Genomic DNA, 22,885 nt, shown 5'->3' with positions numbered 1-22,885 from the left:
TGGAACACGCCAACACCCCGGAGCTGCAGCAGCGCTGCCTCAAGATCTGCGAGATCGGTGCCCAGATGCGCCTGCTCTACACCACCGCCCTCTATCACGACTATGTCGCGCAGGAAATCCCCCTGCCTGAACTGGACATGGCTGCCTGAAGCAGCCGCCAGATCGCGCGATGACGCGCGGCCGGTGCGCATCCGCCCGGCCGCCCCTGACAGACCAGACCGCTTGCGGAAACGTTGTATGCCTAAAGTTGTATTTCACAAGAACGGCCAGACCTTCGAGGACGAGGTCAAGCCCAGCACCAACCTGGTGGTGCGCGCCGGGATCAAGCAGTTTCCGTATCCGAACCTGCGCTACGAGTGCGGCATGGGCAAGTGCTCCAAATGCGCGTGCCGCGTGATCGCCGGCGCCGAGCACCTGCCGCCGCCGAACTGGAAGGAAAAGAAGCAGCTCGGAGAACGGCTGGAGCAAGGCTATCGTCTGACCTGCCAGATCTGGCTGGAGCATGACATCGAGCTGATCCAGGACGAACTGCCAGTGCAAGGCGCAGCCACCGCCAGCGGTGGGGCCAATGTCCTGCAAGCCAGCGTCCCGGGCAACGCGCAGTAATCCATCAGCATCCACCAGGCAGCGCAGTCATGTACGTAATACTCAGCAGCAAGCCGGGGCAGTTTCGCACCGAACTGGTAGAAGGGCTGGTGGCCGTCGAGGCTTACGACTATCTCTTCTATGGCCGCAGGACGGCGCACTTCGTCATCGCCGAAATAGCGCACCCGGTGAAGGTGAAGGTTGTGGAGGAGTTCGGCGAAGACGTCGATGCCGCGAGCCGCCCGGCCCCCAGCATCAACTACGTGCCCTCCAAGTTTCTCGAGCAGTTCGACACGCTGCAGGGCGCACGCGACGAGCTCACGCGCCTGGCCACCTTCGGCAGCATGGACATCACGCTGGTCAAGCGTGATGTCCATGCGCGTGACTGGCGAGCGACCGACTGAATCCACCGAGTATGACCGGCACAGCGCCGGGCAGCCCCCTCATGCCATCGGACCGTTTCCATGATTGAAATCACCTTTGTCAGCAACGACGGCAAGGTCGTCAGCGCCCCCGTGAACAGCAACCTGCTGCGCGTTTCCCTGCGCGAGAAAGGCGGCATCCCCTTCAAGTGCGGCGGCGGCCTGTGCGGCACCTGCAAGTGCAAGATCGAGCGCGGGCTCGAGTTCACCGACGCCATCAAGCCAAAAGAGCGCAAGCACCTGTCGGAGGCGCAATTTGGCGAGGGCTACCGCATGGCCTGCCAGACCTTCGTCACCGGCAACATCGCCGTGTCCTGGGAAGCCCAGGCGAGCCCGGCCAAGGCCGCCGTTCCGGCCGCCGGGACAGTGGCCGGAACGGCGGCCGAATAGGTCCGCGGCGCCACGCCTGCTACGGCGCCGCTTCGGCGCTGACCGGCAAGCTTGGCGGCATCGACGGCGTGCGCGGTAGTCTTGCGGCGCTGCGTTGCCGCTCACGCACGGCATTGTGTCAACCCCGATTGATCTGACTCTCCTGGAGCGCCACGCATGACAACCACAGCTTGCGCCAGCCGTGCCAACACCGCCGAGGGCGTGCGCGCGCCGCACTGCATGGTCGCCACCGGCCACCCGCTCGCTGCCGAGGCCGCGCTGCAGGTGCTGCGTGAAGGTGGCAGCGCCATTGACGCGGCGCTCGCGGCCGATGCCATCCTGGGCGTGGTAGAGCCGATGGCAACGGGCATCGGCGGCGACATGCTGGCCATGATCGTCGAGCCCGACGGCCACGCGGTCAGCTACAACGGCACCGGGCGCGCGCCGGCCGCGTTCCCCATGCATGCGCTGGCGGCCCTGCCCGGGCAGCGCATTCCCGAGCGCCACGCCCTCTCGCTGACCACGCCCGGCGCGGTACGTGGCTGGGAGGACCTGCACCGCCGCTACGGCCGGCTGAAATGGAAACGGCTGTTCGCGCCCGCCATTGCGCTAGCGCGCGACGGCTTTGCGGTCGCGCCGGTAGCCGCGCGGGAATGGGCGCTGTTCGACCGCGTGCTGCACCATGACCCGGTCTGCGCCGCGCTCTATCGCGCCGGCCGCCCACCTGCGGCCGGCGAGACCTTCAGCAATCCGGAGCTGGCCGCCACGCTGTCCGCCATCGCCGCCGAGGGTGCCGATGCGTACTACCTCGGCCAGCCCGCCCAGGCCGCCGAAATGGCGAGCCGCATCGCCGGCGGCGCGCTGGCTGCCGCCGACTTCGCCGCCCACCGGGGCGATTTCTGCACGCCCGTATCCACGGATTTCCGCGGACTGACGGTGCTGGAATGCCCGCCCAATACGCACGGCGTGGCCATCCTGCACGCGCTGGACGAACTCGGCGAACTCGATCCTGCCATGCTGTCCGAGGACGATCCCGCAGCCGTGCTGCGCACGGTGCGGGCCATGGGCCGCGCCATGCAGTACGCCAAGGAAACCGTGGCAGACCCGGCCGGCAACACCGTATGCACCGTGGTGGTGGACCGCGACGGCCTGGCGGTCACGCTGATGACCAGCATCTTCAAGCGCTTCGGCTCGGGCATCGCCGTGCCCGGCTGCGGCTTCGTGCTGCAGAACCGCGGCTTCGGCTTTGCCGGGCCGGGCCATATCAACAGCCCCGCTGCGGCCAAGCGCCCGTATCACACCGTGGTACCAGGCGCGGCCCTGCGCGGCGGGCGCTTCCACGCGGGCTTCGGCGTGGTGGGCGGGCTGATGCAGCCGCAAGGTCAGCTGCAGTTGCTGGTAAGGCTGGCGGCGTGGCAGCAACCCCTGCAAGCCGCGCTGGATGCCCCGCGCTGGCGGCTGGAATCCGACACCGCCCTGGCCATCGAAGCCGGCATGCCGCCGGCCATCGTGCAAGCCCTGCGCGATGCAGGCTACAGCGATCCCGCCGGCCTTGGCGAACTGGGCGGGCGCAGCGATTTCGGCGGCGCCCAGATCGTCATGCGCAGTGCGTGCGGCGACCTGCTTGGCGCATCGGACAAACGCAAGGACGGCATCGCGCTGGGGGAGTAAGCCCTGCTATTTATGGCATGCGGGAAGACGGACGGGGTCGGTTCATCGCGCGATCCGCGCCCGCAGGCCAGAGGACGCGCGCACACCCTCCCGGGCCAGCCATCCGCTAAATACACTCAACGCGCTTGCCGCTTCGCGGTCCACACGAAGCAGCATATGGAAGCCCTGGTCGCGCAGCACCACGTCCGGGAACAACTGGCACAAGCGGCCCGTGGCGAGGTCTTCGTCCACGAGTGCCAGCGAGCCCATTGCGATCCCGAGATCGGCGGTGGCGGCCTGCAGGCTGAGAAAGAAATGCTGGTAGAAGTGCTCGCCCGGCGGCGATGGCGGTACCACGCCTGCCGCCGCGAGCCAGCGTGCCCATGCGTCGCGCCGGCTGCTCAGGTGCAGCAGCGAGGCATGCAGGCAATCCTCGGGCGCCGCCACCGGATGCTGCGCCAGGTAGCGCGGCGAGGCGAGCGGGGCCGATACATCATCGAGAAAGCGGATGCATTCATGGCCGGCGCGCGACATCGGCGCGCGCCGGATGATCACGTCGAACGGCTCCCTCAGGTCATCGATGCCGTCGCTGGCGGAAGTGGTCACGCGGATTTCTATGCGGGGGTTTTCGATCTGGAATGAGGACAGGCGCGGGATCAGCCACCGCATGGCGATGGACGGCGTGGTGTTGACGCGCACGATGCGCTGCTCGCCGGTACGCGTGAACTGCTCGGCCGCAAGCGCGATGCGGTCCAGGCTTGCCTTGACCTCGGCGTAGAACAGCAGCGCGGCCTCGGTTGGCTCGACACCGCGCGCACTGCGCACGAACAAGGGACGGCCAAAATGGGTTTCCAGCAGCCGAATCTGCTGGCTGACTGCGCTATGCGTGATGTGCAGCTCTGCCGCGGCCAGCGTCAAGCTCCTCGCGCGGGCCGCCGCTTCAAAGACCTTCAGCGCTTTCAAGGGCGGGAGTTGTGCCGGCATGTTGTCACTTTTTCTAACGGAGATGCCAGGAAATATCGCTTTCCTCGGCTCGGGCCGAGCCGTATTCTGCCTGGAATCCTCTGTTTCTCACAGTGGCACCCGCCGATATTCAAATGTCCACCCTCAACGTTTTTTCTAATAGCAAAGCCGCATCCGGCTCAAGCCGCTGGTGAGCGCGCCTCTTCAGACGGAGCAGACCGGTGCCAGAGGCGAGAACAATGCGGCGCGCGTGCTGGCATTGGGCACCGCACAGATCGTAGGCTGGGGCTCCTCGACCTATCTCCCCGCGGTGATCGCCACGCCAGCCAGCAAGGACCTCGGCTTGTCGCCAGGGATGTTTTTCGGGGCCTTCTCGCTCGCACTGGTGGCGATGGCATGCGCGGGCCCGGCTATCGGACGGTACATCGACCGCAACGGCGGCAGGCGGGTCTTGCTATCGTCGAATTTCGTGCTCGCCGCTGGCCTGCTGTTGCTGTCGCAGGCCAGCGGCGGCATCGCGCTGTATACCGCATGGTGCGTGATGGGACTGGGCATGGCGATGGGCCTCTACGACGCCATCTTCGCGGCGCTGGTTGCGCAGCAGGCGAAGGCCGCCAGCCGCCTGATCGTCGGCGTGAGCCTGGTCGGCGGCTTCGCCAGCACCGTCGGGTGGCCGGCTTCGACGTGGGTGATCGAGCACTGGGGCTGGCGGTCCTGCTGCCAGGCGTGGGCCGTGGCCCATCTGCTGATTGCGGCGCCGGTGTATTGGCGGCTCGTCCCGCCTGGGCGCGCCGAGCCGCCAATCAAGCCCGCCGCGCACCCGAATGCGAGCGCGAACGCGGCAATGCCGCCGGGCAGCCGCGCGCGTGAACTCGGCCTGCTTTGCATCTTTTCCAGCGCAACCGCATTCGTGACATCGGCGATGGCCGTGCACCTGCCCGCACTGCTGCTCGCCAAGGGGGCGACATTCGGGCAGGCGGTGTTTGCCGGCGTCCTGCTCGGCCCCGCGCAGGTCGTCGCCCGGCTGGTGGAGTTCGGGCTCACCCAGCGCCTGAAGATTCACCCGCTCACGACCGCCCGCTTTGCCACAGCACTGCATCCGGTGGCCTGCATTTCTCTCGGCTTGTTTGGCATGGCGTCCGGATTGGGGTCGCTCTTTTCCGTGCTGCATGGCGCGGGCAACGGCATGATCTCGGTCGCGCGCGGCGTCCTGCCATTGGCACTGTTCGGGGCAAGCGGGTATGGCGCGGTGACGGGAAGGCTTGCGGTGTTTGGCAGGACGGCGCAGGCGTTCGCGCCCATCGCTTTTGCCCTCGTCCTTACGCAATATGGGCCGGGCGCCGCCCTCTGCTTGTCCGGCGCGCTGTCGATGGTGGCGCTGCTGGCGCTGCTCCGGCTACGTTCGGGCGGCCGTTGACAAGGCCCTACAGCGGAAACCGCTGCATGTAATACGCCTGCCACTCATGCAGGTGCTCCTGCATGGCGCGGCTGGCGGCGTCGCCATCGCGCGCGGCCAGTGCGTCGAGGATCTTGCGGTGCTCGGCCAGCGCCTGCGGAATCAGCTCGGCACGCATGCGCAGCTGGTTGAGGCCATGGTGCAGCAGGCGGTAGCGCAGGATGTCCTCGCGCAGGCGCTTGCTGCCGCAGGCGTCTGCGATGGCCAGGTGGAAGTTGTCGTCGAAATCGGCCCAGCGCACCAGTGCCTCGGCATCGTCCACGCTGGCGGCAGCGCCGGCATCCATGGCGTCGGCCGCGTCGGACAGCGCCTTGAGCGTGACGCGGTCCAGCTGCGCGGCGGCGATGCGAGCCGCCTCGCTCTCCAGCAGCTTGCGCATATCGAACACCTCGCGGATATCTTCGCGCGAGAAGCGCGCCACCACCGGGCGCCGGTTCGCCTCCTGGGTGATAAGCCCATCCTTGACCAGTTCGCGAATCGCCGTGTGTACCGGCGTGCGGCTGACGCCGAGCTCCTGCGCGAGCCGGATTTCGTTGACCACCTCCCCCGGCTTTAGCTGCCCGCTGATGATGGCCGACAACATGGCCTGGTAGACCCGTTGCGAAAGCGGCTGGTCGTCCTGGTCCGGCGGGAGCGCGGGCAATTCCTGTGACATCTCTGCAATCGACATTTCTGGTGGGAAGAAGACCCGGCATCGTTGCCCTTTGCGGGCGGTTGGACCGGACTGGCGAGAGCATTATGCAGCAAAGGCCAATGTCTGCGCATTTTTCGCCAGTTGAATGCCAAACCAAATAATTGCATGCATTTTTTTGATTCGGCGTGTAATATCGACCGCATGCTGAGTTTGCCGCACGGAAACAGCACGACGGAGTGCTCTAAAAATCATATTTCACCGGGATACGGCAAGCCAGCAAGCGAGACAGGCAGGGGCGCAGGAGACGCCATCCCCATGCCTTCCCCTTGATTCATCAAGCTCATACTCATGCCAACAGCCGTGCCCCCACCAAGGTTCGCCGCCGTGCGCATCGTTGCCGACGATCTTTCTGGCGCGTGCGACAGCGTGGCGGCGTTCGCCGGCAATGGCAGCGGCGAGGTGCGGATGCGCGCGCAAGATGCGGCTGCCGGTGCAGCTTGCGCGGCATGGGACGGGCGGATCCAGGCGCTCGATGCCCACTCGCGGGCACGCCCCGCCGCCGAGGCCGCGCAGGTGTTCGCCCAGGCCTTTGCCGATGGCTTCGGCCCGCGCGCGCTGGATAGCGCAGCGGCAATGGACTGCCTGCATTTCCACAAGCTCGATTCCACGCTGCGCGGCCATATCGGCGCCGAGCTGGTAGCGGCGCGCGACGCCGTTGGGGCTGCTGGCCCGATCTGGGTCTGCCCGGCGTTTCCGGCGCAGGGCCGCACGCTGCGCGAGGGCCAGGCCTACCTGGATGGCAGGCCGCTGTCGGGCACCAGGCTGTGGTCCACGCTGGGCCTTGCCAGCGATCACCTGCCGACGCTGCTCCGCACGGCCGGCCTGCGGGTCAGCGTGCTGACGCTGCCGGCTTTGCGGGCACTGGGCAACGCCGGTGCCGCACCGCTTGGCCTGGATCACGCGTGCGACGCCCTCGTGTGCGATGCGCAAACCGACGACGATCTCGCGTTGCTGGCCACGCTGATCGCGTCCCGGCCCGGGCCCGTGCTGGCCGCTGGCTCCGCCGGGCTCGCGCGGCAACTGGCCGCGCACGTGGCGATGCCGCCCGCGAAAACAAACCCCGACAGCACCCGCGCGGCCGGCGCGACGGCACCGGCAACCACTGGCCGGCTCGCCGTCATTGGCAGCATGTCGGCGCTTGCCGCCGAACAGGTCCAGGCGCTGTGCGCCACCTGCCTGCCGGTGCCCTGCTCGCCGCGCCTGCTGGTTGACGGCGCGGCATCCACCGCCTGGCTCGCGCAGCGCCAGCAAGCCGCAAACGCACTGGCGCTGGGCCGCGATGTGGTGATCCACGTCGAAGGCCCGGCCGACCCGGCATTGGACGGCAGCACCTTGTGCGCGGCGCTGGCCCGCTTTGCCGCCCCGCTGGCGCAAGTGGCGGCGGGGCTGGTGCTGTCTGGCGGGGAAAGCGCGCGCGCTGTGCTGGAGATGCTGGGCGTAAGCCAGCTCACCAACGTGCGCGCACTGGTGCCCGGCGTGACCAGCGCCCGCGCGCAGCTGCGCAACGCAGCGGGCACGGCAGGCGCGGCAGGCCTCGATCACGACAACAACACGGTGCCGGTCTGCATCAAGGCCGGCGCCTTTGGCCAGCGCGACACGCTGCTGGCCTGCATGGCGCACCTGCGCCAGACCACCGCGCTGGCGTCTCCTGCCAATGCCATGCGCGCCAGCCCCACGCATCCGGAACAGGCCAGCCCTGCCAACACCCGCCTCAGCGAGCCCTCCATGTATCGACCGAGAATAGCCATCACCATGGGTGACGCCGCCGGCGTTGGCCCCGAGATCATCGTCAAGTGCCTGGCCGACGGCACGCTTTATGCGCAATGCCGGCCTTTTGTGGTGGGCGACGCCGCGCGCCTGGAAGACGCCTGCCGCCGCACCGGCACCGCGCTGCGCATCGCGCGGGTGACGGACCCCGACGAAGCCACGTTCGAGCCCGGCACCCTCGCCTGCATCGACCTGGCGCTGATCCCCGCCGACACGCCTTACGGCAAGGTCTCGGCCATCTGCGGCGATGCCGCCTACCGCTATATCGCGCGTGCCGTGGAGCTCGTGCAGGCCGGCAAGGTCGATGCGATCTGCACCGCGCCGCTCAACAAGGAGGCCCTGCACCTGGGCGGCCACCGCTACCCCGGCCACACGGAGATGCTGGCCGCGCTCACGGGCACCGAAGAGGTCTCGATGATGCTGCTGGCGCCGAACCTGCGGGTGATCCATGTCACCACGCACATCGGCATCCTGGATGCGGTGGAGAAGATCAACGCTGGCCTGGTCGAGCGCACCATCGCGCGCGGCGTGCAGGCCTTGCAGAAGAGCGGCATCGCCCAGCCGCGCGTGGCGGTGTGCGGCATCAACCCGCACGCCGGCGAGAACGGCTTGTTCGGGCGCGGCGAGGAAGCCGGGAAAATCGCCCCCGCCGTGGCAGCCTGCCGTGCCCGCGGCTGGCTGGTGGATGGCCCGCTGCCGGCAGACACGCTCTTCTACCGCGCCACCCGCGGCGACTTCGACCTGGTCGTGGCGATGTATCACGACCAGGGCCACGGGCCAGTCAAGGTGCTGGGGCTGGAAGCCGGCGTCAACGTCACCATCGGCCTGCCGGCGGTACGCACCTCGGTGGACCACGGCACCGCCTTCGACATTGCCGGCAAGGGCGTGGCCGATCCGCGCAGCATGACCGAAGCCATGCTGCAAGCGATCGCGATGGCGCCAAAGCCGCAGCAAACAGCCTGAAAAAAATCAAAACAACAAAGGAGACAACCATGCTGCGCAAATGGATCACCCTGCTGGTGGCCACATCGCTCACCGCGCTGGCGCTGCCGGCCAGCGCCGAGGGCCCCGCGCCCTGGCCGCAGCGCCCGGTGCGCGTAGTGGTGCCCTATGCGCCGGGCGGTGCCTCCGACGTGCTGGCCCGCCTGCTCGGCAGCAAGCTGCAGGAAGCCTGGAAACAGCCCGTGGTGGTGGAGAACCGTACCGGCGCCGGCGGCAACATCKGCACGGACAACGTCGCCAAGAGCGCGCCCGATGGCTACACCCTGCTGTTGGGCGACCTGTCCAACTTCGTGATCGCGCCGGTGGCCTACAAGAACCTGCCGTACGACGTGATCAAGGATTTCACCGCGGTGGTCACGCTGACCTACTCGCCCTACATGCTGCTGGTCTCGCCGCAGACCAAGGCGAACTCGCTCAAGGAACTGGTGGACTACGCCCGCGCGCATCCGGGCAAGCTCAACTGGGCCACCACCGGCATCGGCAGCGGCCCGCACCTGGCCGGCCTGCAGTTCGCCCGCAAGCTCGGCATCGACTGGCTCTACCTGCCCAACAAGGGCGGCGCGCAGGCCAATCTGGACGTGATGGGCGGGCAGGCCGACCTGATGTTCAACAGCATGGTGGCCAGCGCCTCCTACGTGCGCGGCGGCAAGCTGCGCGTGCTGGCCTTCACCAGCCGCGAGCGTAATCCCGAATGGCCTAAGGTGCCGACGGTGGCGGAGGCCGTGCCGGGATTTACCGCCGGCGGCTGGCAGGGCATGCTCGCGCCCGCTGGCACCCCGCCGGAGGTGATCCGCAAGATCAACGCCGATGTGGTGCGCATCCTGCAGCAGCCCGATATCCGCCAGCGCCTGGCGCAGCTCGGCGCGGAGCCGGTCGGCAATACGCCCGAAGCCACGCAGGCGTTTGTCCGCGAAGAGAAAACACGCTGGGCCGACCTGATCCGCGAGAGCGGCCTGAAGCTGGGCATGTAGGCGCACCCGCGCGCCCGCATGCCCGCACGCCAGTACATGGCCGCACCTTCAACAACCGACCCCCCGGAGACTTTCCATGCAACTTCCCGTCAACGCCTTCAAGCAAGCCATCCTCGCCGACCAGCCGCAGATTGGCCTGTGGTGCTCGCTGTCTTCCTACCAGGTGGTGGAACTGGTAGCGCGCTCGCAGTTCGACTGGCTGCTGCTCGACATGGAGCATGCTCCCAATGACATCTCCACCCTGCACACGCAATTGATGGCCACCGAAGGCACCAAGAGCCATCCCGTGGTGCGCCCGCCCTGGAACGACATGCTGTGGATCAAGCGCTGCCTGGATATCGGCGCGCAATCGCTGCTGCTGCCCTATGTGCAAAACGCCGAGGAAGCCGCCAATGCCGTGGCGTGGAGCCGCTTTCCCAAGGGCGGCATGCGCGGTGTGGCCAGCGGCACGCGCGCCGGCGGCTTTGGCCGCATCAAGGATTTCCTGCATAGCGTGCAGGAGCAGACCTGCGTGCTGGTGCAGCTCGAATCGATGGAAGCCATCCGCAACGTCGACGCGATCTGCGCGCTGGACGGCGTGGACGGCGTGTTCATCGGCCCGAGCGATCTCTCCGCCGACATGAACCACCTCGGCGACATCCAGCATCCCGAGGTGCAGGAAACCATCGCCGCCGCGATCCGCCGCATCCGCGCCAACGGCAAGGCCGCTGGCATTCTCACCACCGAAGCACAGGGCCAGCAGTACATCGACATGGGCGCGCGCTTTGTCGCGGTGGGCACCGACATGACCCTGCTGCGCCTGGCCACCGACGCGCTGGCGGCGCGCTTCAAGCAGCCACAATAAGCCGGAATTAGCCGCAGTAAGCCACAGCCGGCCGCAACAGGCCACCACAGGCCCGCACCGCATTTATTTCTCTCCTGGAAGATTCGAGATGTCTGACTTCAAGATGCAATACCGGCGCCTGGGCGCCAGCAACCTGCAGGTGTCCGCCCTGTGCCTGGGCACCATGATGTTTGGCGACCAGACCGACGAGGCCGAGGCCGGCCGCATCGTCGACAGCGCCCGCGCGCATGGCGTCAATTTCATCGATACCGCCGACATGTACAGCCTGGGCGGATCGGAAACGATGGTGGGCAAGCTGCTGGCGGGCGATCGCCAGGACTGGGTCCTGGCCAGCAAGCTGGGCAACCCGATGCAGGCCGCCCCCAACCACTCGCATTACTCGCGCGTCTGGATCCTGCGCGCCGTGGAAGACAGCCTGCGCCGCCTGGCAACGGACTATCTCGACATCCTCTACCTGCACCGCGACTACGCCGGCGAGAACCTCGAAGAAGCCGTGCGCGCCATGGGCGACCTGATCCGCGCCGGCAAGATCCGCTACTGGGCCGTGTCGAACTTCCGCGGCTGGCGCATCGCTGAGATCGCGCGCCTGTGCGACATGCTCAACGTGCCCCGCCCCGCGGTCTGCCAGCCTTACTACAACCTGCTCAACCGCATGCCCGAAGTGGAGATCCTGCCGGCCTGCGAGCATTTCGGGCTGGGCGTGGTGTCCTACAGCCCGATCGCGCGCGGCGTGCTGACGGGCAAGTACCTGCCCGGCCAGCAACCGCCGCAGGACTCGCGCGCCGGCCGGGCGGACCGCCGCATGATGGAGACCGAGTTCCGCGAGGAGTCGCTGGTGATTGCGCAGACGCTGAAGCAGCATGCGCAGGCGCGCGACCTCAAGCTGGGCCAGTTCGCCACCGCCTGGGTGCTCGCCAACCCCATCATCAGCTCGGTGATCGCCGGGCCGCGCACGCTGGCCCAGTTCGAGGACTACTTCGGCGCCGTGGGCGTAGCAATCTCACCGCAAGAGGAAGCCATGGTCGACGCCCTGGTGCGCCCCGGCCATGCGTCCACGCCGGGCTACAGCGACCCCAGCTATCCGCTCACGGGGCGGCCGGTGGCGGTCTCGGAAGGCTGATCCCGTTGGGCACGGGCTAAAGCAAAAAACACATAAAGACAGACCTGACCCACCCTGGCAACGGGGGAGGAGACAAGATGACTGCAAGACGATTTCCCGCATTGGCGGCAGCCGCGCTGGCCATGGCCGCCACCGCCCTCGCTTTGGTGCCGGCTTCCGCCCGCGCCGATGACTACCCCAACCGCCCGATCAAGCTGATCGTGCCCTTCCCGCCCGGCGGCGGCAACGACAACGTGGCACGCCCGATCGCCCAGAAACTGTCCGACGCGCTCGGCCAGCAGGTGATCATCGACAACCGCCCCGGCGCCGGCACCATGATCGGCGCGGAAGCCGCGGCCCATGCCGCGCCGGACGGCTACACGCTGTTCCTCGGCTCGATTGCCTCGCACGCCATCAGCCCCAACCTGTATGCGCGGGTGCCCTACGATCCGATCAAGGACTTCGAGCCGGTATCGCTGCTGGCCTCGGCGCCGACGCTGCTGGTGGTCAACACGCATACGCCCTACAAGACCTTGAAGGATGTGCTGGTGGCCGCCAGGGCCAGCCCCGGCAAGCTGACTTACGGCTCCGCCGGCAGCGGCACGCCGCCGCACCTGTCCGGCGAGATCTTTCGCGGCCAGGCCGGGATCGACCTGCTGCATGTGCCCTACAAGGGAGGATCGGGGCTGCTGCCTGATGTGATCGCGGGCCGGGTCGACATGATCTTCGATACCGCGGCATCCGCCATGCCCCACGTGCGCAGCGGCAACCTGCGTGCCATCGCGATTGCCCGCGCAACGCGCCAGCCGGACCTGCCGGATGTGCCCACCTTCGCCGAACAAGGGTTTCCCAAGTTCCAGACCTCAGGCTGGTACGGCATCCTGGCGCCCGCGAAGACGCCCAAGCCGGTAATCGACAAGCTCTACGCCGCGTTGCAGAAGGCCATGGTGCAGCCGGAGGTGACAAGCCGGCTGAAAACGCTCGGGGTGGATCCCATCGTCAGTACCCCGCAGGAGTTCGGCACCTTTATCCGCGCGGAGCTGGATAAGTACAAGCAGGTGATCCGCCAGGCGGATATCAAGGAATGACGGCGTAATCGCACACAAGCACAATCACAATCACAAGCCAGCGAAGGCTGCCTAAGCGGCAGCCTTTTGCACTGCCTTTCCTTCTTCCCTTCTCTCTTCCCTGCTCTCCTCCTTGCTCTCTTCCTTGCGCGCTTCCTTTCGTCCCTCCTTGCGCCGCCCATACCAGCCACCAATCACCAGCAACAGCGCCACGGCCACGATGTCGCCGCCCAGCGCGATCGGCCGCGACGGCCGGCCGCCGGCAATGCCATAGGTAAAGCCCTCGATCACCACCGACACCACCGCGCCAAAGACAAAGCAGAACAAGCTGTGGCGGCCAATCTGCACCACCGGCCCCATCACCGACGCCAGCCGCGCTACCCAGCCCGCGCGGACAGCCAGATAGCACAGCCAGGCCAGCCCGAGGAAACTCACGATGCGCAGCGCCGCCAGGCTCTTCTTGGGCAGCGGGAAGACCATGGCAGGCAGCCAGGTGGGCAGCCATGGCTCGTACACATGCGGACGCATCCACAGGTAAGCCAGCAGCACGCCGGCCAGCGTCACCGCCACGGCGAGCACCGTCACCACCCAGCGCACCAGCGCCTGGCGCGGCAGGATCACATCGGGGCGCAGGCGCGCCATCAGGCCCAGCCCAAACAGCAGTTGCCACGCGAAGGGGTTGAAGCTCCAGCCATTGCCATCGCTGCTAGGCAGCAGCGGCGTGAGCATCGGCGCCATCAGCCACAGCAGCCCGCTGGCGCCGACAAACGTCAATGGCATCGCGCGCGCCATGCGGATCGCCAGCGGCGCAAACAGGATGAAGACCGCGTACATCGGCAGCACATCCGACACAAAGGGCTGCCGCGCCACGCTGAACACCTCAATCAGCGTGCTGAACGGATGCGCCATGAAGATCGGCGCCTCCGTGGACCGGATCGCTGGCGCCGGCACCTTGGCCAGCGCCAGCAACAGGCCGAACACCAGCATCAGCACGCCGGTCAGCACGAACGCCTTGTAGATCTCCCAGCTACGGCGGATCAGGCGGTTCTGCGCGGCAGAGGCACCGTGCCGCGCCTCCATGGCCACGTAAGCCGCCCCTGCCGAATATCCAGCCAGGAAGACAAAGATCTCCGCCGCATCGAAGAACGCGAAATTGCGGATGGTGTAATCGGCCAGCACGCTGCCGTTCACATGGTCAACCACGATGAAAATCAGCGCGATGCCGCGAATCAGGTCAACTTCAGTTCTGCGCTGGGTTTCGGTTGTAGACAAAAGCAACTCCTGCAATTCCTGGCAATCCGGGCGCCCCGGCAAAGCGTCTGGATGTCTCCGAGGCCACTTATCAGTGGTCCCTGTTTATTCAATGTGAGCAAATCCGCACCCTGAGGCGGCGATCTGGCGCCCGGCAGGCTGCCGGCGCACCTTGGCTTTGTCCCGGATTTCCTGAAAAAGTGCGATGGGGCACGCTCGCGGTCCAAAGACGGCAAAACGCCCGGCAGCGCGACGCCCGGGCGTGATGATACGGCATATTGGGGATTACCCTAGGAAGAGGTCGCCAGGGATTGGAAAGGAAAAAGCAAGCGGGCCTTGCTGCGGCCCCGGTCAGCGAATTCCTGGCTCCCGTTCGATGATGGGCGCCAGCGCGCCAGCACCCTGCCGCGGCGCTCGCGCACGGCAGGATGGCATTGCCAATGCCTATTGCGCCGTGGCACCCGAAGACACAGCGGCGCTTGTGGCCGTTGTCATCTGCTCCATAAATAACGCCGCGCGCAGTTTCGAGGTCGCAGCCCGCGTGCTCGCGTCCACCGACTTCATCAGGTTGCTATATTCCGGCGCGTCATCCCATTCGCCGGTCACGGGCGTGTTGACTGTCACCGGCTCGTACCATTGCAGCCGATTGGTATGCAGATCGATCAACTGCCCCACCAGCGATACATAGCCCTCCGGCGCTCCCAGCGGCATGAAACCATAGTAGCTGCGCGACGTGCCCAGCCAGCGCGGCGCCACCAGCAGCAACCGATCCGCGCCATACTGCTTAGCCAAAGGCCGGTAGTCCATCTCAGCAATACCGTCACCGGAACCTTCAGTGAACTTCTTCAACTGCTCCGTATCCACAGGAGCCGCCACCAGCACAACCTTGACCTGGCGGGACTCCAGCCCCTTCGCCAGTTCCTGCGGCAGCCCCTTTACCAACGAGAAGTCCTGCCGCTGCAAACGTTCCACGATTGCCTGTGCATTGGCCTTGTTGATGGCGTAGTCAAGTATCCCCTGCGCCCCGATCATGTTCTGGTTAGGCTCTGGCAGCTTTTGCACTGCCACCGCGACTGTGCTCGTCCGATCATCAAAGAGCTTCGCGGAAGCAGGAATTGGCTTCTGCACGACCGCACAACCAGCCAACGAACACAACGCCAGGAACAGCCCGGCAAGACCGATACGACCCATGATTCTCCTGTTTTATCTAAGCCACAACTTACGGGGGCGATAAGCACGCCGCTGCCGCCGCTTGGATAACGGCGGGAAACCAACTGCCCAATACCCCACCGAAGTCTGGCTTGACGGCTTCCGCGCTCACTCGAGCGCCCTTGCGGCTAGTTTGGGGAGCACTGCGCTGATTTTCCCCGGCATTCGCAAAATATAAATTAATTAAATCACCAACAAATAATAATTTAATTATATTAAATTTCTGATTTTTTAAAATTCATTTAATAAATAGATACCCAGACCTACAACGCCAAATGCCTCGGTCGTTTTTGAATGACTGCCGTTGCTTAGTTTTCCCCTACGGCTGCCCTCACCCAATCACCTCCCCCGCCAACTCCGTCTCCAGCCAGGCCGGAACCGCTCCACCCCGGGCCGCACCACGCTGGACGTCACGATCTGATAGGTCGGCCCGTCAGCCACATGCTCTGGCAGCACCACCTGCAACTGCCCGCTCTTGCGCATCGGCAACACCATCGGCGTACGCCCTATCGCAATGCCGGCCAGTTGCGCGACGGCATTGCGCACGTGCGCGTACTGCGAGAAGTACAAGCATGCCTGCCTGGACGAGCGCATCAGCCCGAGGCGCTGATACCACTGCTTCCATGCCATCCAGTCAAAGCGGGCGCAGGGATCATGGAACACCAGCAGCGGCGTATCGAGTATCTGCCGGGCGTCGGCAAGACGCGCGGGAAGGCAGTAGCGCTTTCGTGGAGAAGCGCCCGGCCATGTTTCGCGGCGCCTGAGTATCGGGCAATGCACCGGGGGCGTGTGCCTGGCGGCTCGCGCCTCACACATGCGGGACTGGCGCTGGCGGCTTGCAAGGCATATATTGACCAGCACAAGCGCGCCCGCGCAGGCTAGCCGACCTTTCGCAAAAGGCGGCGGATAGCCGGGACGGCGCGGCGAAGGAGACTGGCGATGCAAGCGGAAATGGCAGGCGCGGCAGTGCCTGGATCCTCAAAGCTGGGCGCGGTCCTGCGGGTTACCAGCGGCAACTTCCTCGAACAGTTCGACTTCTTCCTGTTCGGTTTCTACGCCACCTACATCGCCCACACCTTCTTTCCGGCAAACAGCGAGTTCGCCTCGCTGATGCTGACCTTCGCCGTGTTTGGCGCAGGCTTCCTGATGCGCCCGCTCGGCGCCATCCTGCTGGGTGCCTATATCGACAAGGTGGGACGCCGCAGGGGCCTGATCGTGACGCTGTCGCTCATGGCCTGCGGGACCATCCTGATCGCGCTCGTGCCGGGCTATGCCAGCATCGGCGTGCTGGCGCCGCTGCTGGTGCTGATCGGGCGGCTGCTGCAGGGCTTCTCGGCGGGCGCCGAGCTGGGCGGCGTATCGGTCTACCTGGCCGAAATGGCCACACCGGGCCATAAGGGCTTTTATACCGCCTGGCAGTCGGCCAGCCAGCAGATCGCCATCGTGGTCGCGGCCGGGCTTGGCTTTGGGCTGAACCACTGGCTGACGACCGATGAACTGGGCGCATGGGGCTGGCGTATTCCGTTCTTTATCGGCTGCCTGATCGTGCCGTTCCTCTTCGTGCTGCGCCGCTCGCTGCAGGAGACCGAAGAGTTCCGTACTCGCCGGTACCATCCGAGCACGCGCGAAGTATTCGACTCCATGCTGCGCAACTGGCGCACGGTGCTGGCCGGCATGCTGCTGGTGGCAATGACCACGACCACCTTCTACCTGATCACTGTCTATACGCCCACGTTCGGCAAGACAGTGCTCAAGCTCAGCACGGCCGACAGCCTGGCCGTCACGCTCTGCGTAGGCATTTCCAACTTTATCTGGCTGCCCATCGGCGGTGCCCTGTCCGACCRCATTGGCCGCCGCCCTATCCTGCTGACCATTTCGGCCATCGCGCTGGTCACCGCCTATCCCGCGTTGTCGTGGCTGGCGGGCGCGCCGAGCTTCGAGCGCATGCTGATCGTGCTGCTGTGGCTGTCCTTCCTCTTTGGCATGTACAACGGCGCCATGGTGGTGGCCCTGACCGAGGTGATGCCGGTGGAGGTGCGCGTGGCCGGCTTCTCGCTGGCTTACAGCCTTGCCACGGCGGTGTTTGGCGGCTTTACGCCGGCGGTCTCGACCTACCTGATCGAGGTGACCGGCGACAAGGCCGCGCCGGGCTACTGGATGAGCTTTGCCGCGGCATGCGGGCTGCTGGCCACCCTCATCCTCTATCGCAAGGCGCGTCCCGTGGCATCGGCATTTTGAGACTCATCATCAACTTATTGCTGTATTTGGCGCCGCCAGCATCACAAAATTACCTGCATTGCCCTACAGATCCGCTTCACGTGTTCGTTAATTCCGGGTACCCAGGTGCGCCGCGAGCGGCCGCCTCCCGTGCGTTCGCGCACTACCCGAAGGAACAAATCCGATGAGCACGATCGATCCGGCGTCCTCCACCAGCGGCCAGTTTGCCGCCGCCACGGCCCTGGCCGGCGCAGCCAGCCCTGCCACCGCCAGCCAGGCAACGCCCGCCAGCCAGCCGGGCGGCGGCAAGCCGTCCGATGGCATCCATGTCGATCTCTCATCGGCTGGCCGCACGCTGGCGTCAGGCAAGCCGGCCGGCTCCAGCAGCCGCAACAGTGATATCGACAACAGCAACCTGCCGGATACGGCCAAGGACCTGCTCAAGCGAATCCGTGAATTGCGCGACGAGCTGGCGCGCAAGCAGCAGGAACTGCAAGCCGTGGCCTCGGCCCAGAACCTCTCTGCCGACCAGAAGCAGGTCCGCCTTGCAGCGCTGAACCAGGCCATGAATTCGCTTACCGGTGCCATATCCAGCGCCACTGGCGCGCTGGCCAAATCCATGGAAAAGGYCTCGCCCGAGCAGCAGATTAGCGCGGCGGCCCTGGCCATGGGCTGATTCCGCCATAGGGTGGCTCCATCGAGGGCCACCCCGCAAGTTGGTTTTCCGTCCGTCTCCCTGCGCAGCGCCCCTCGCCTCGCCCCTCGCCTCGCCCCTCGCCTCGCCCCTCCCCTCGCTTGCCCCCCTGGCTTGACCCTGCGCGCCATTTTGTGCGCCGCAACAACGATTCCCGGCAAGCCCCTCTTCCAAAAAGCCAAATTGTCGAACCCGACACAAGGCGCGACACTCTTTCACAGCCGCGGCAGGACGGCCATGAATGAGACACCCAAGCACACCCAAGCACACCCAAGAGCCCAACGGCAGCCCTATGTCACCGACAAGCACTGACTTCACCCCTCTCGCCGCCCTCGTCGACGCCCAAGCCGCGCTGCGGCCGCGGCATCCGGCCGTGGTGCTGGACGAACGCAGCGTGGATTTCGCCAGCCTCAACCGGCTTGCCGACCGCGTTGCCGCCGCGCTGCAGCGAGACGGTGTGCCGGCGCAAGGCGCCGTCGCCATCTGCGCCGCGACGTCGATCGAATACGTCGCCGCCTTCCTCGGCTGCCTGCGGGCAGGCGTAGCGGTGGCACCACTGTCGCCCTCGCTCAGCCCGCAGACGCTGCGCGGCATGGTGCAGGACTCGGGGGCGCGCCGGCTGTTGATCGATGCCAGCACGCACCAGGCCCTGCACGGGCTGGAGGCCGAGCTCGGCATTCCCTGCATCGCGCTGGACGACAGCCACGCGGGCATTGCCTTTGGCCAGTGGCTGGCCCCCGAAGATGCCCGGCCGAATCCGGTCGACGTGCAGCCCGACTGGGCTTTCAACCTGATCTATTCATCCGGCACCACCGGCGTGCCCAAGGGCATCATCCAGCCGTTCGGCATGCGCTCGTCGCATGTGCAGCGCGCCACCCAGGGCGGCTATGGCCCGGACACCGTGGCGCTGCTGTCCACGCCGCTGTACTCCAACACCACACTGGTCAGCCTGTTCCCCACCTTGTCGCTGGGTGGCACCGTGGTGCTGATGCGCAAGTTCGATGCCGGCCAGTACCTGGCGCTGGCCGCGCGGCACCGCGTCACTCATACGATGCTGGTGCCGGTGCAATACCAGCGCATCCTGGCCCACCCTGACTTTGCCAGCACCGATCTGTCATCGTTCCGCTATAAGTTCTGCACCAGCGCGCCCTTTTCCGCAGCGCTCAAGGCCCAGGTGCTGGCACGCTGGCCCGGCGCGCTGATCGAGTACTACGGCATGACCGAGGGTGGCGGGCGGTGCGAGCTGCGCGCGCATGAGCACCCGGACAAGCTGCATACGGTCGGGCGCCCCTCGCCTGACACCGATATGCGCCTGCTGGACGATCAGGGCCGCGAGCTCCCCGCCGATGCGCCGCGCGACACCCCGGGAGAGATCGTCGGGCATTCCCCCGCGATGATGTCCGGCTACCACAATCATCCAGCGAAGACCGCCGAGGCCGAGTGGTTCGACGCCACCGGCAAGCGCTTCATCCGCACCGGCGACGTTGGCTACTTCGATGCCGACGGCTTTCTCATCCTGATGGACCGCAAGAAGGACATGGTCATCTCGGGCGGCTTCAACATCTACCCGAGCGACATCGAAGCGGTGCTGCTCGGGCATCCCGATATCGCGGACGCGGCGGTGGTCGGCGTGCCCTCGGAACGCTGGGGCGAAACGCCCGTCGCTTTCGTGGTGCTGCGGCCCGGCGCCACCGCCCAAGCCGCCGCGCTGCTGGACTGGGTGAACGGCCGGCTAGAGAAAATGCAGCGCCTGGCCGCGCTGGAGCTGTCGCAGGAACTACCGCGCAACGCCATCGGCAAAGTGCTCAAGCGCGATCTGCGCGACCAATACGGACGCGCGCCTTGACGCTCGCGGCACCAAACAAGAACACAGGACTTCGGTTATAGCCATAGTCCATATTCCATAGTCCATATTCCATAATCATCACCGCACACCAACTTACCCGGGACAACAACTAGGGAGACCCATGAGCATCAACGGCAAGGCTTATATCGTCGGGGCCTACGAGCACCCGACCCGCAAGGCACCGGACAAATCCGTCGCGCAACTGCACGCCGAATCCGCCAAGGGCGCGCTGGAGGACGCCGGCCTCACCCTGCAGGACGTGGACGGCTACTTCTGCGCGGGTGACGCGCCTGGCCTTGGCGCGCTCAATATGGTCGATTACCTCGGCCTGAAGGTGCGCCACGTCGACTCCACCGATACCGGCGGCTCGGCGTATATCGTCCACGTCTCGCACGCCGCGCAGGCCATCGCCGCCGGCAAGTGCAATGTGGCGCTGATCACGCTGGCAGGCCGCCCGCGCTCGGAAGGCTCGAGCGGCACGCAGGCGCGCAACTGGGGCGCCAACCTGCCCGACCAGCCGTTCGAGGCGCCGTTCAGCCCGGTGACCGTGAACCTGTACGCGATGGTGGCGATGCGCCATATGTTCCAGTACGGCACCACCGCCGAACAGCTTGCCTGGATCAAGGTAGCGGCCTCGCACCACGCGCAGCACAATCCCCACGCCATGCTGCGCGATGTGGTGACGGTGGAGGACGTATTGAATTCGCCGATGATCTCGGATCCGCTGCGCAAGCTCGACTGCTGCGTGGTGTCCGACGGCGGCGGCGCGCTGATCGTCGCCCGCCCGGAAATCGCGGCCAAGCTCAAGCGCCCCATGGTGAAGATCCGCGGCGCCGGCGAAGCCGTCAAAGGCCAGCTCGGCGGCATGGTGGACCTGAGCTGGTCGGGCGCCGCCATCTCCGGCCCGATCGCGTTTGAAGAGGCGGGCATCCGCCCGTCCGACATCAAGTACGCCTCGATCTACGACAGCTTCACCATCACCGTGCTGATGCAGCTGGAAGACCTGGGCTTCTGCAAGAAGGGCGAAGGCGGCAAGTTCGTGGCCGACGGCAACCTGATCTCCGGCGTGGGCAAGCTGCCCTTCAACACCGACGGCGGTGGTCTGTGCAACAACCACCCGGCCAACCGCGGCGGCATCACTAAGGTGATCGAAGCGGTGCGCCAGCTGCGCGGCGAAGCCCATCCCGCCGTGCAGGTCAAGAACTGCGACCTGGCCCTGGCTCAAGGCACCGGCGGCTACCTCGGCTCGCGCCACGGCAGCGCCACCGTCATCCTGGAACGGGAGTAATAAGATGAGCACACCTTACACTACCACTCCCCTCAAAGCGCCGCAGGTTGCCCCGGACAACACCGAGTTCTGGGAAGCCGCCCGCGCTGGCCGCCTGCTGGTCAAGCACTGCAAATCCTGCGGCAAGCCCCACTGGTACCCGCGTACGCTGTGCCCGTTCTGCATGGGCGAGACCGAATGGAAGCAGGCCTCGGGACGGGGCACCATCTACTCGTTCAGCGTCACCCGCCGTGCCGGCCCCACGCCCTTCTGCATTGCCTATGTGACGCTGGAAGAAGGCGTGACCATGATGACCAACATCGTGGATTGCGACCTGGATACCGTGCGCATCGGGCAGGAAGTGAAGCTGACGTTCACGCCAACGGACGACGGGCCGCCGGTGCCTACCTTCACGCCGCGCTGAGCGGCATCAACGCAAGAAGGCCCGCGGCCAAGCCGCGGCGCCATTCACATGGGGTGTCAGTCCCCATCAGTCCACGCTGGCTCCGGACGACCTGACCGCGCTGCCCCAGGTGCCGATCTGCGCGACGATGAACTTGCCGAAGTCCGCCCGGGTAAGCGTGCCGGCTTCGGCTCCCTCCTGCGCCAGCCGCTTCCTGACCTCGGGCACGACCAGAGTTGCGGCAATCGCCTTGCTCAGCTTGTCCAGCACCGGCGGCGGCGTACCGGCAGGCGCCACCACGCCATGCCACGACACGGCCTGGAAACCCGGCAGTCCCGATTCCGCCATGGTCGGCACAGCGGGCAGCGCCGCACTGCGCGCCGGCGAGGTCACGGCCAGTGCCCGCACCGCACCCGCCTTGATATGCGGCAGCACAGCCGGCACCGTGGTAAACATGAAATCTATCTGGCCGCCAACCAGATCCGTAATGGCTGGCGCGCCGCCCTTGTAGGGCACATGCAGGAATGACAATGCTGCCTCATCCTTGTACATCTCACCCGCCAGATGCCCCGGCGTGCCGGCGCCGGCCGAACCCATATTGGCCCCTCCCGCCTTCGATTTGATGTAGCGGGTCAACTCAGGCAGGTTCCGGACCGGAACGCGCTTGCCCACCACCAGCACGTTCGGCACGGTGGCCAGCAGCGCGACGGGTGCGAAGTCCTTCGCCGCATCGTAGGAAATCTTCCGGTACAGCGTGGGATTGATGCCGTGCGTGCTGGCGGTGGCCAGCAACAAGGTGTAGCCGTCTGGCGCGGCCTGCGCAACCTGCTTGGCGGCAATGGTGCCGTTGGCCCCACCCCGGTTGTCCACCAGCACGGTCTGCCCGAGGGTCTTGCCGATCTCCGCGGCAACGGTGCGGGCAAGAATGTCGGATGTCCCGCCAGCGGGGTGCGGCACAACCAGGGTGATCGGCCTGGCCGGATACTCCTGGGCGCCGGCTGGCAGGGCCAGCATGGCCGCGGCCAGCGCGCAGGCCGCGATGCCAAAGGTGCAGATTCGCTTCATGGATGTCTCCTGTGTATTTCGTGTATTCGAATGGGTATCGGGAG

At 66.3% G+C, this 22,885-nt stretch carries 21 protein-coding genes and 1 pseudogene; 16 read left to right on the top strand and 6 right to left on the bottom strand.

Translation table 11 applies throughout. From position 1 onward, the window contains the following. The 5 genes and pseudogenes from AC1DQR_RS28630 to AC1DQR_RS28610 form a co-directional block, all read left to right on the top strand. Positions 1 to 149, top strand: a pseudogene (locus AC1DQR_RS28630) (TenA family transcriptional regulator); the annotation flags it as partial. An 88-nt stretch (positions 150 to 237) separates the two neighbouring features. Then, positions 238 to 606 (top strand): 2Fe-2S iron-sulfur cluster-binding protein, encoded by a 369-nt coding sequence (locus tag AC1DQR_RS28625; protein WP_253933302.1) that lies wholly within the window; start codon positions 238 to 240, stop codon positions 604 to 606. A gap of 29 nt (positions 607 to 635) precedes the next feature. Then, the gene (locus tag AC1DQR_RS28620) at positions 636 to 989 is read left to right on the top strand and encodes a ferredoxin (protein ID WP_416052222.1); all 354 of its coding nucleotides are present in this window, start codon (positions 636 to 638) and stop codon (positions 987 to 989) included. Positions 990 to 1,049: 60 nt separating this feature from the next. Continuing rightward, positions 1,050 to 1,397 (top strand): 2Fe-2S iron-sulfur cluster-binding protein, encoded by a 348-nt coding sequence (locus AC1DQR_RS28615; protein ID WP_477134218.1) that lies wholly within the window; start codon positions 1,050 to 1,052, stop codon positions 1,395 to 1,397. Between the two features lie 156 nt (positions 1,398 to 1,553). Further along, positions 1,554 to 3,047 (top strand): gamma-glutamyltransferase family protein, encoded by a 1,494-nt coding sequence (locus AC1DQR_RS28610; protein WP_477134217.1) that lies wholly within the window; start codon positions 1,554 to 1,556, stop codon positions 3,045 to 3,047. A 42-nt stretch (positions 3,048 to 3,089) separates the two neighbouring features. Here AC1DQR_RS28610 and AC1DQR_RS28605 read toward each other — a convergent pair whose 3' ends face one another. Beyond that, positions 3,090 to 4,010, bottom strand: coding sequence for a LysR substrate-binding domain-containing protein (locus tag AC1DQR_RS28605; protein WP_477134216.1), 921 nt, complete (start codon positions 4,008 to 4,010; stop codon positions 3,090 to 3,092). Positions 4,011 to 4,179: 169 nt separating this feature from the next. Here AC1DQR_RS28605 and AC1DQR_RS28600 point away from each other — a divergent pair, with 169 nt between their 5' ends. Next, positions 4,180 to 5,406, top strand: coding sequence for an MFS transporter (locus AC1DQR_RS28600; protein ID WP_416052218.1), 1,227 nt, complete (start codon positions 4,180 to 4,182; stop codon positions 5,404 to 5,406). Positions 5,407 to 5,413: 7 nt separating this feature from the next. Here AC1DQR_RS28600 and AC1DQR_RS28595 read toward each other — a convergent pair whose 3' ends face one another. Beyond that, the gene (locus tag AC1DQR_RS28595) at positions 5,414 to 6,100 is read right to left on the bottom strand and encodes a GntR family transcriptional regulator (protein WP_416052217.1); all 687 of its coding nucleotides are present in this window, start codon (positions 6,098 to 6,100) and stop codon (positions 5,414 to 5,416) included. Between the two features lie 339 nt (positions 6,101 to 6,439). Here AC1DQR_RS28595 and pdxA point away from each other — a divergent pair, with 339 nt between their 5' ends. The 5 genes from pdxA (at position 6,440) to AC1DQR_RS28570 (ending at position 12,910) form a co-directional block, all read left to right on the top strand. Next, a complete protein-coding gene (gene pdxA, locus AC1DQR_RS28590) occupies positions 6,440 to 8,869 on the top strand; it encodes a 4-hydroxythreonine-4-phosphate dehydrogenase PdxA (RefSeq protein WP_477134215.1) in 2,430 nt (809 codons plus the stop codon). A 29-nt stretch (positions 8,870 to 8,898) separates the two neighbouring features. Then, a complete protein-coding gene (locus AC1DQR_RS28585) occupies positions 8,899 to 9,879 on the top strand; it encodes a Bug family tripartite tricarboxylate transporter substrate binding protein (protein ID WP_477134214.1) in 981 nt (326 codons plus the stop codon). Positions 9,880 to 9,955: 76 nt separating this feature from the next. Next, entirely contained in the window at positions 9,956 to 10,723 is a 768-nt protein-coding gene (locus AC1DQR_RS28580; RefSeq protein ID WP_416052214.1) for an HpcH/HpaI aldolase family protein, read from the top strand. An 88-nt stretch (positions 10,724 to 10,811) separates the two neighbouring features. Further along, a complete protein-coding gene (locus AC1DQR_RS28575) occupies positions 10,812 to 11,843 on the top strand; it encodes an aldo/keto reductase (RefSeq protein ID WP_174428450.1) in 1,032 nt (343 codons plus the stop codon). 77 nt (positions 11,844 to 11,920) lie between these two features. After that, positions 11,921 to 12,910 (top strand): Bug family tripartite tricarboxylate transporter substrate binding protein, encoded by a 990-nt coding sequence (locus AC1DQR_RS28570; RefSeq protein ID WP_416052213.1) that lies wholly within the window; start codon positions 11,921 to 11,923, stop codon positions 12,908 to 12,910. Between the two features lie 51 nt (positions 12,911 to 12,961). Here AC1DQR_RS28570 and AC1DQR_RS28565 read toward each other — a convergent pair whose 3' ends face one another. The 3 genes from AC1DQR_RS28565 to AC1DQR_RS28555 form a co-directional block, all read right to left on the bottom strand. After that, positions 12,962 to 14,161 (bottom strand): OpgC domain-containing protein, encoded by a 1,200-nt coding sequence (locus AC1DQR_RS28565; RefSeq protein WP_477134213.1) that lies wholly within the window; start codon positions 14,159 to 14,161, stop codon positions 12,962 to 12,964. Positions 14,162 to 14,584: 423 nt separating this feature from the next. Beyond that, entirely contained in the window at positions 14,585 to 15,331 is a 747-nt protein-coding gene (locus AC1DQR_RS28560) for a hypothetical protein (RefSeq protein WP_477134212.1), read from the bottom strand. Positions 15,332 to 15,688: 357 nt separating this feature from the next. Further along, positions 15,689 to 16,165, bottom strand: coding sequence for a LysR substrate-binding domain-containing protein (locus AC1DQR_RS28555; protein ID WP_477134211.1), 477 nt, complete (start codon positions 16,163 to 16,165; stop codon positions 15,689 to 15,691). A 123-nt stretch (positions 16,166 to 16,288) separates the two neighbouring features. Here AC1DQR_RS28555 and tcuC point away from each other — a divergent pair, with 123 nt between their 5' ends. From tcuC to AC1DQR_RS28530, 5 genes are all read left to right on the top strand, one after another. Next, positions 16,289 to 17,587, top strand: a complete 1,299-nt coding sequence (gene tcuC, locus AC1DQR_RS28550; RefSeq protein ID WP_477134210.1) for a tricarballylate/proton symporter TcuC — start codon at positions 16,289 to 16,291, stop codon at positions 17,585 to 17,587. Between the two features lie 163 nt (positions 17,588 to 17,750). Beyond that, on the top strand, positions 17,751 to 18,242 hold the full coding sequence (locus tag AC1DQR_RS28545; protein ID WP_477134209.1) for a hypothetical protein: 492 nt from the start codon (positions 17,751 to 17,753) through the stop codon (positions 18,240 to 18,242). Positions 18,243 to 18,552: 310 nt separating this feature from the next. Further along, positions 18,553 to 20,106, top strand: a complete 1,554-nt coding sequence (locus AC1DQR_RS28540) for a class I adenylate-forming enzyme family protein (RefSeq protein ID WP_477134208.1) — start codon at positions 18,553 to 18,555, stop codon at positions 20,104 to 20,106. Between the two features lie 121 nt (positions 20,107 to 20,227). Continuing rightward, positions 20,228 to 21,394, top strand: a complete 1,167-nt coding sequence (locus AC1DQR_RS28535; RefSeq protein WP_150988223.1) for a thiolase domain-containing protein — start codon at positions 20,228 to 20,230, stop codon at positions 21,392 to 21,394. Between the two features lie 4 nt (positions 21,395 to 21,398). Then, entirely contained in the window at positions 21,399 to 21,797 is a 399-nt protein-coding gene (locus tag AC1DQR_RS28530) for a Zn-ribbon domain-containing OB-fold protein (protein ID WP_477134207.1), read from the top strand. 66 nt (positions 21,798 to 21,863) lie between these two features. Here AC1DQR_RS28530 and AC1DQR_RS28525 read toward each other — a convergent pair whose 3' ends face one another. Further along, entirely contained in the window at positions 21,864 to 22,841 is a 978-nt protein-coding gene (locus AC1DQR_RS28525) for a Bug family tripartite tricarboxylate transporter substrate binding protein (protein WP_477134206.1), read from the bottom strand. Between the last annotated feature and the right edge of the window lie 44 nt (positions 22,842 to 22,885).

The organism is Cupriavidus sp. 05L411 (assembly GCF_056398045.1).
The sequence above is the reverse complement of the archived record's forward strand: the minus strand, read 5'-3'. Positions and strand labels throughout refer to the sequence as shown.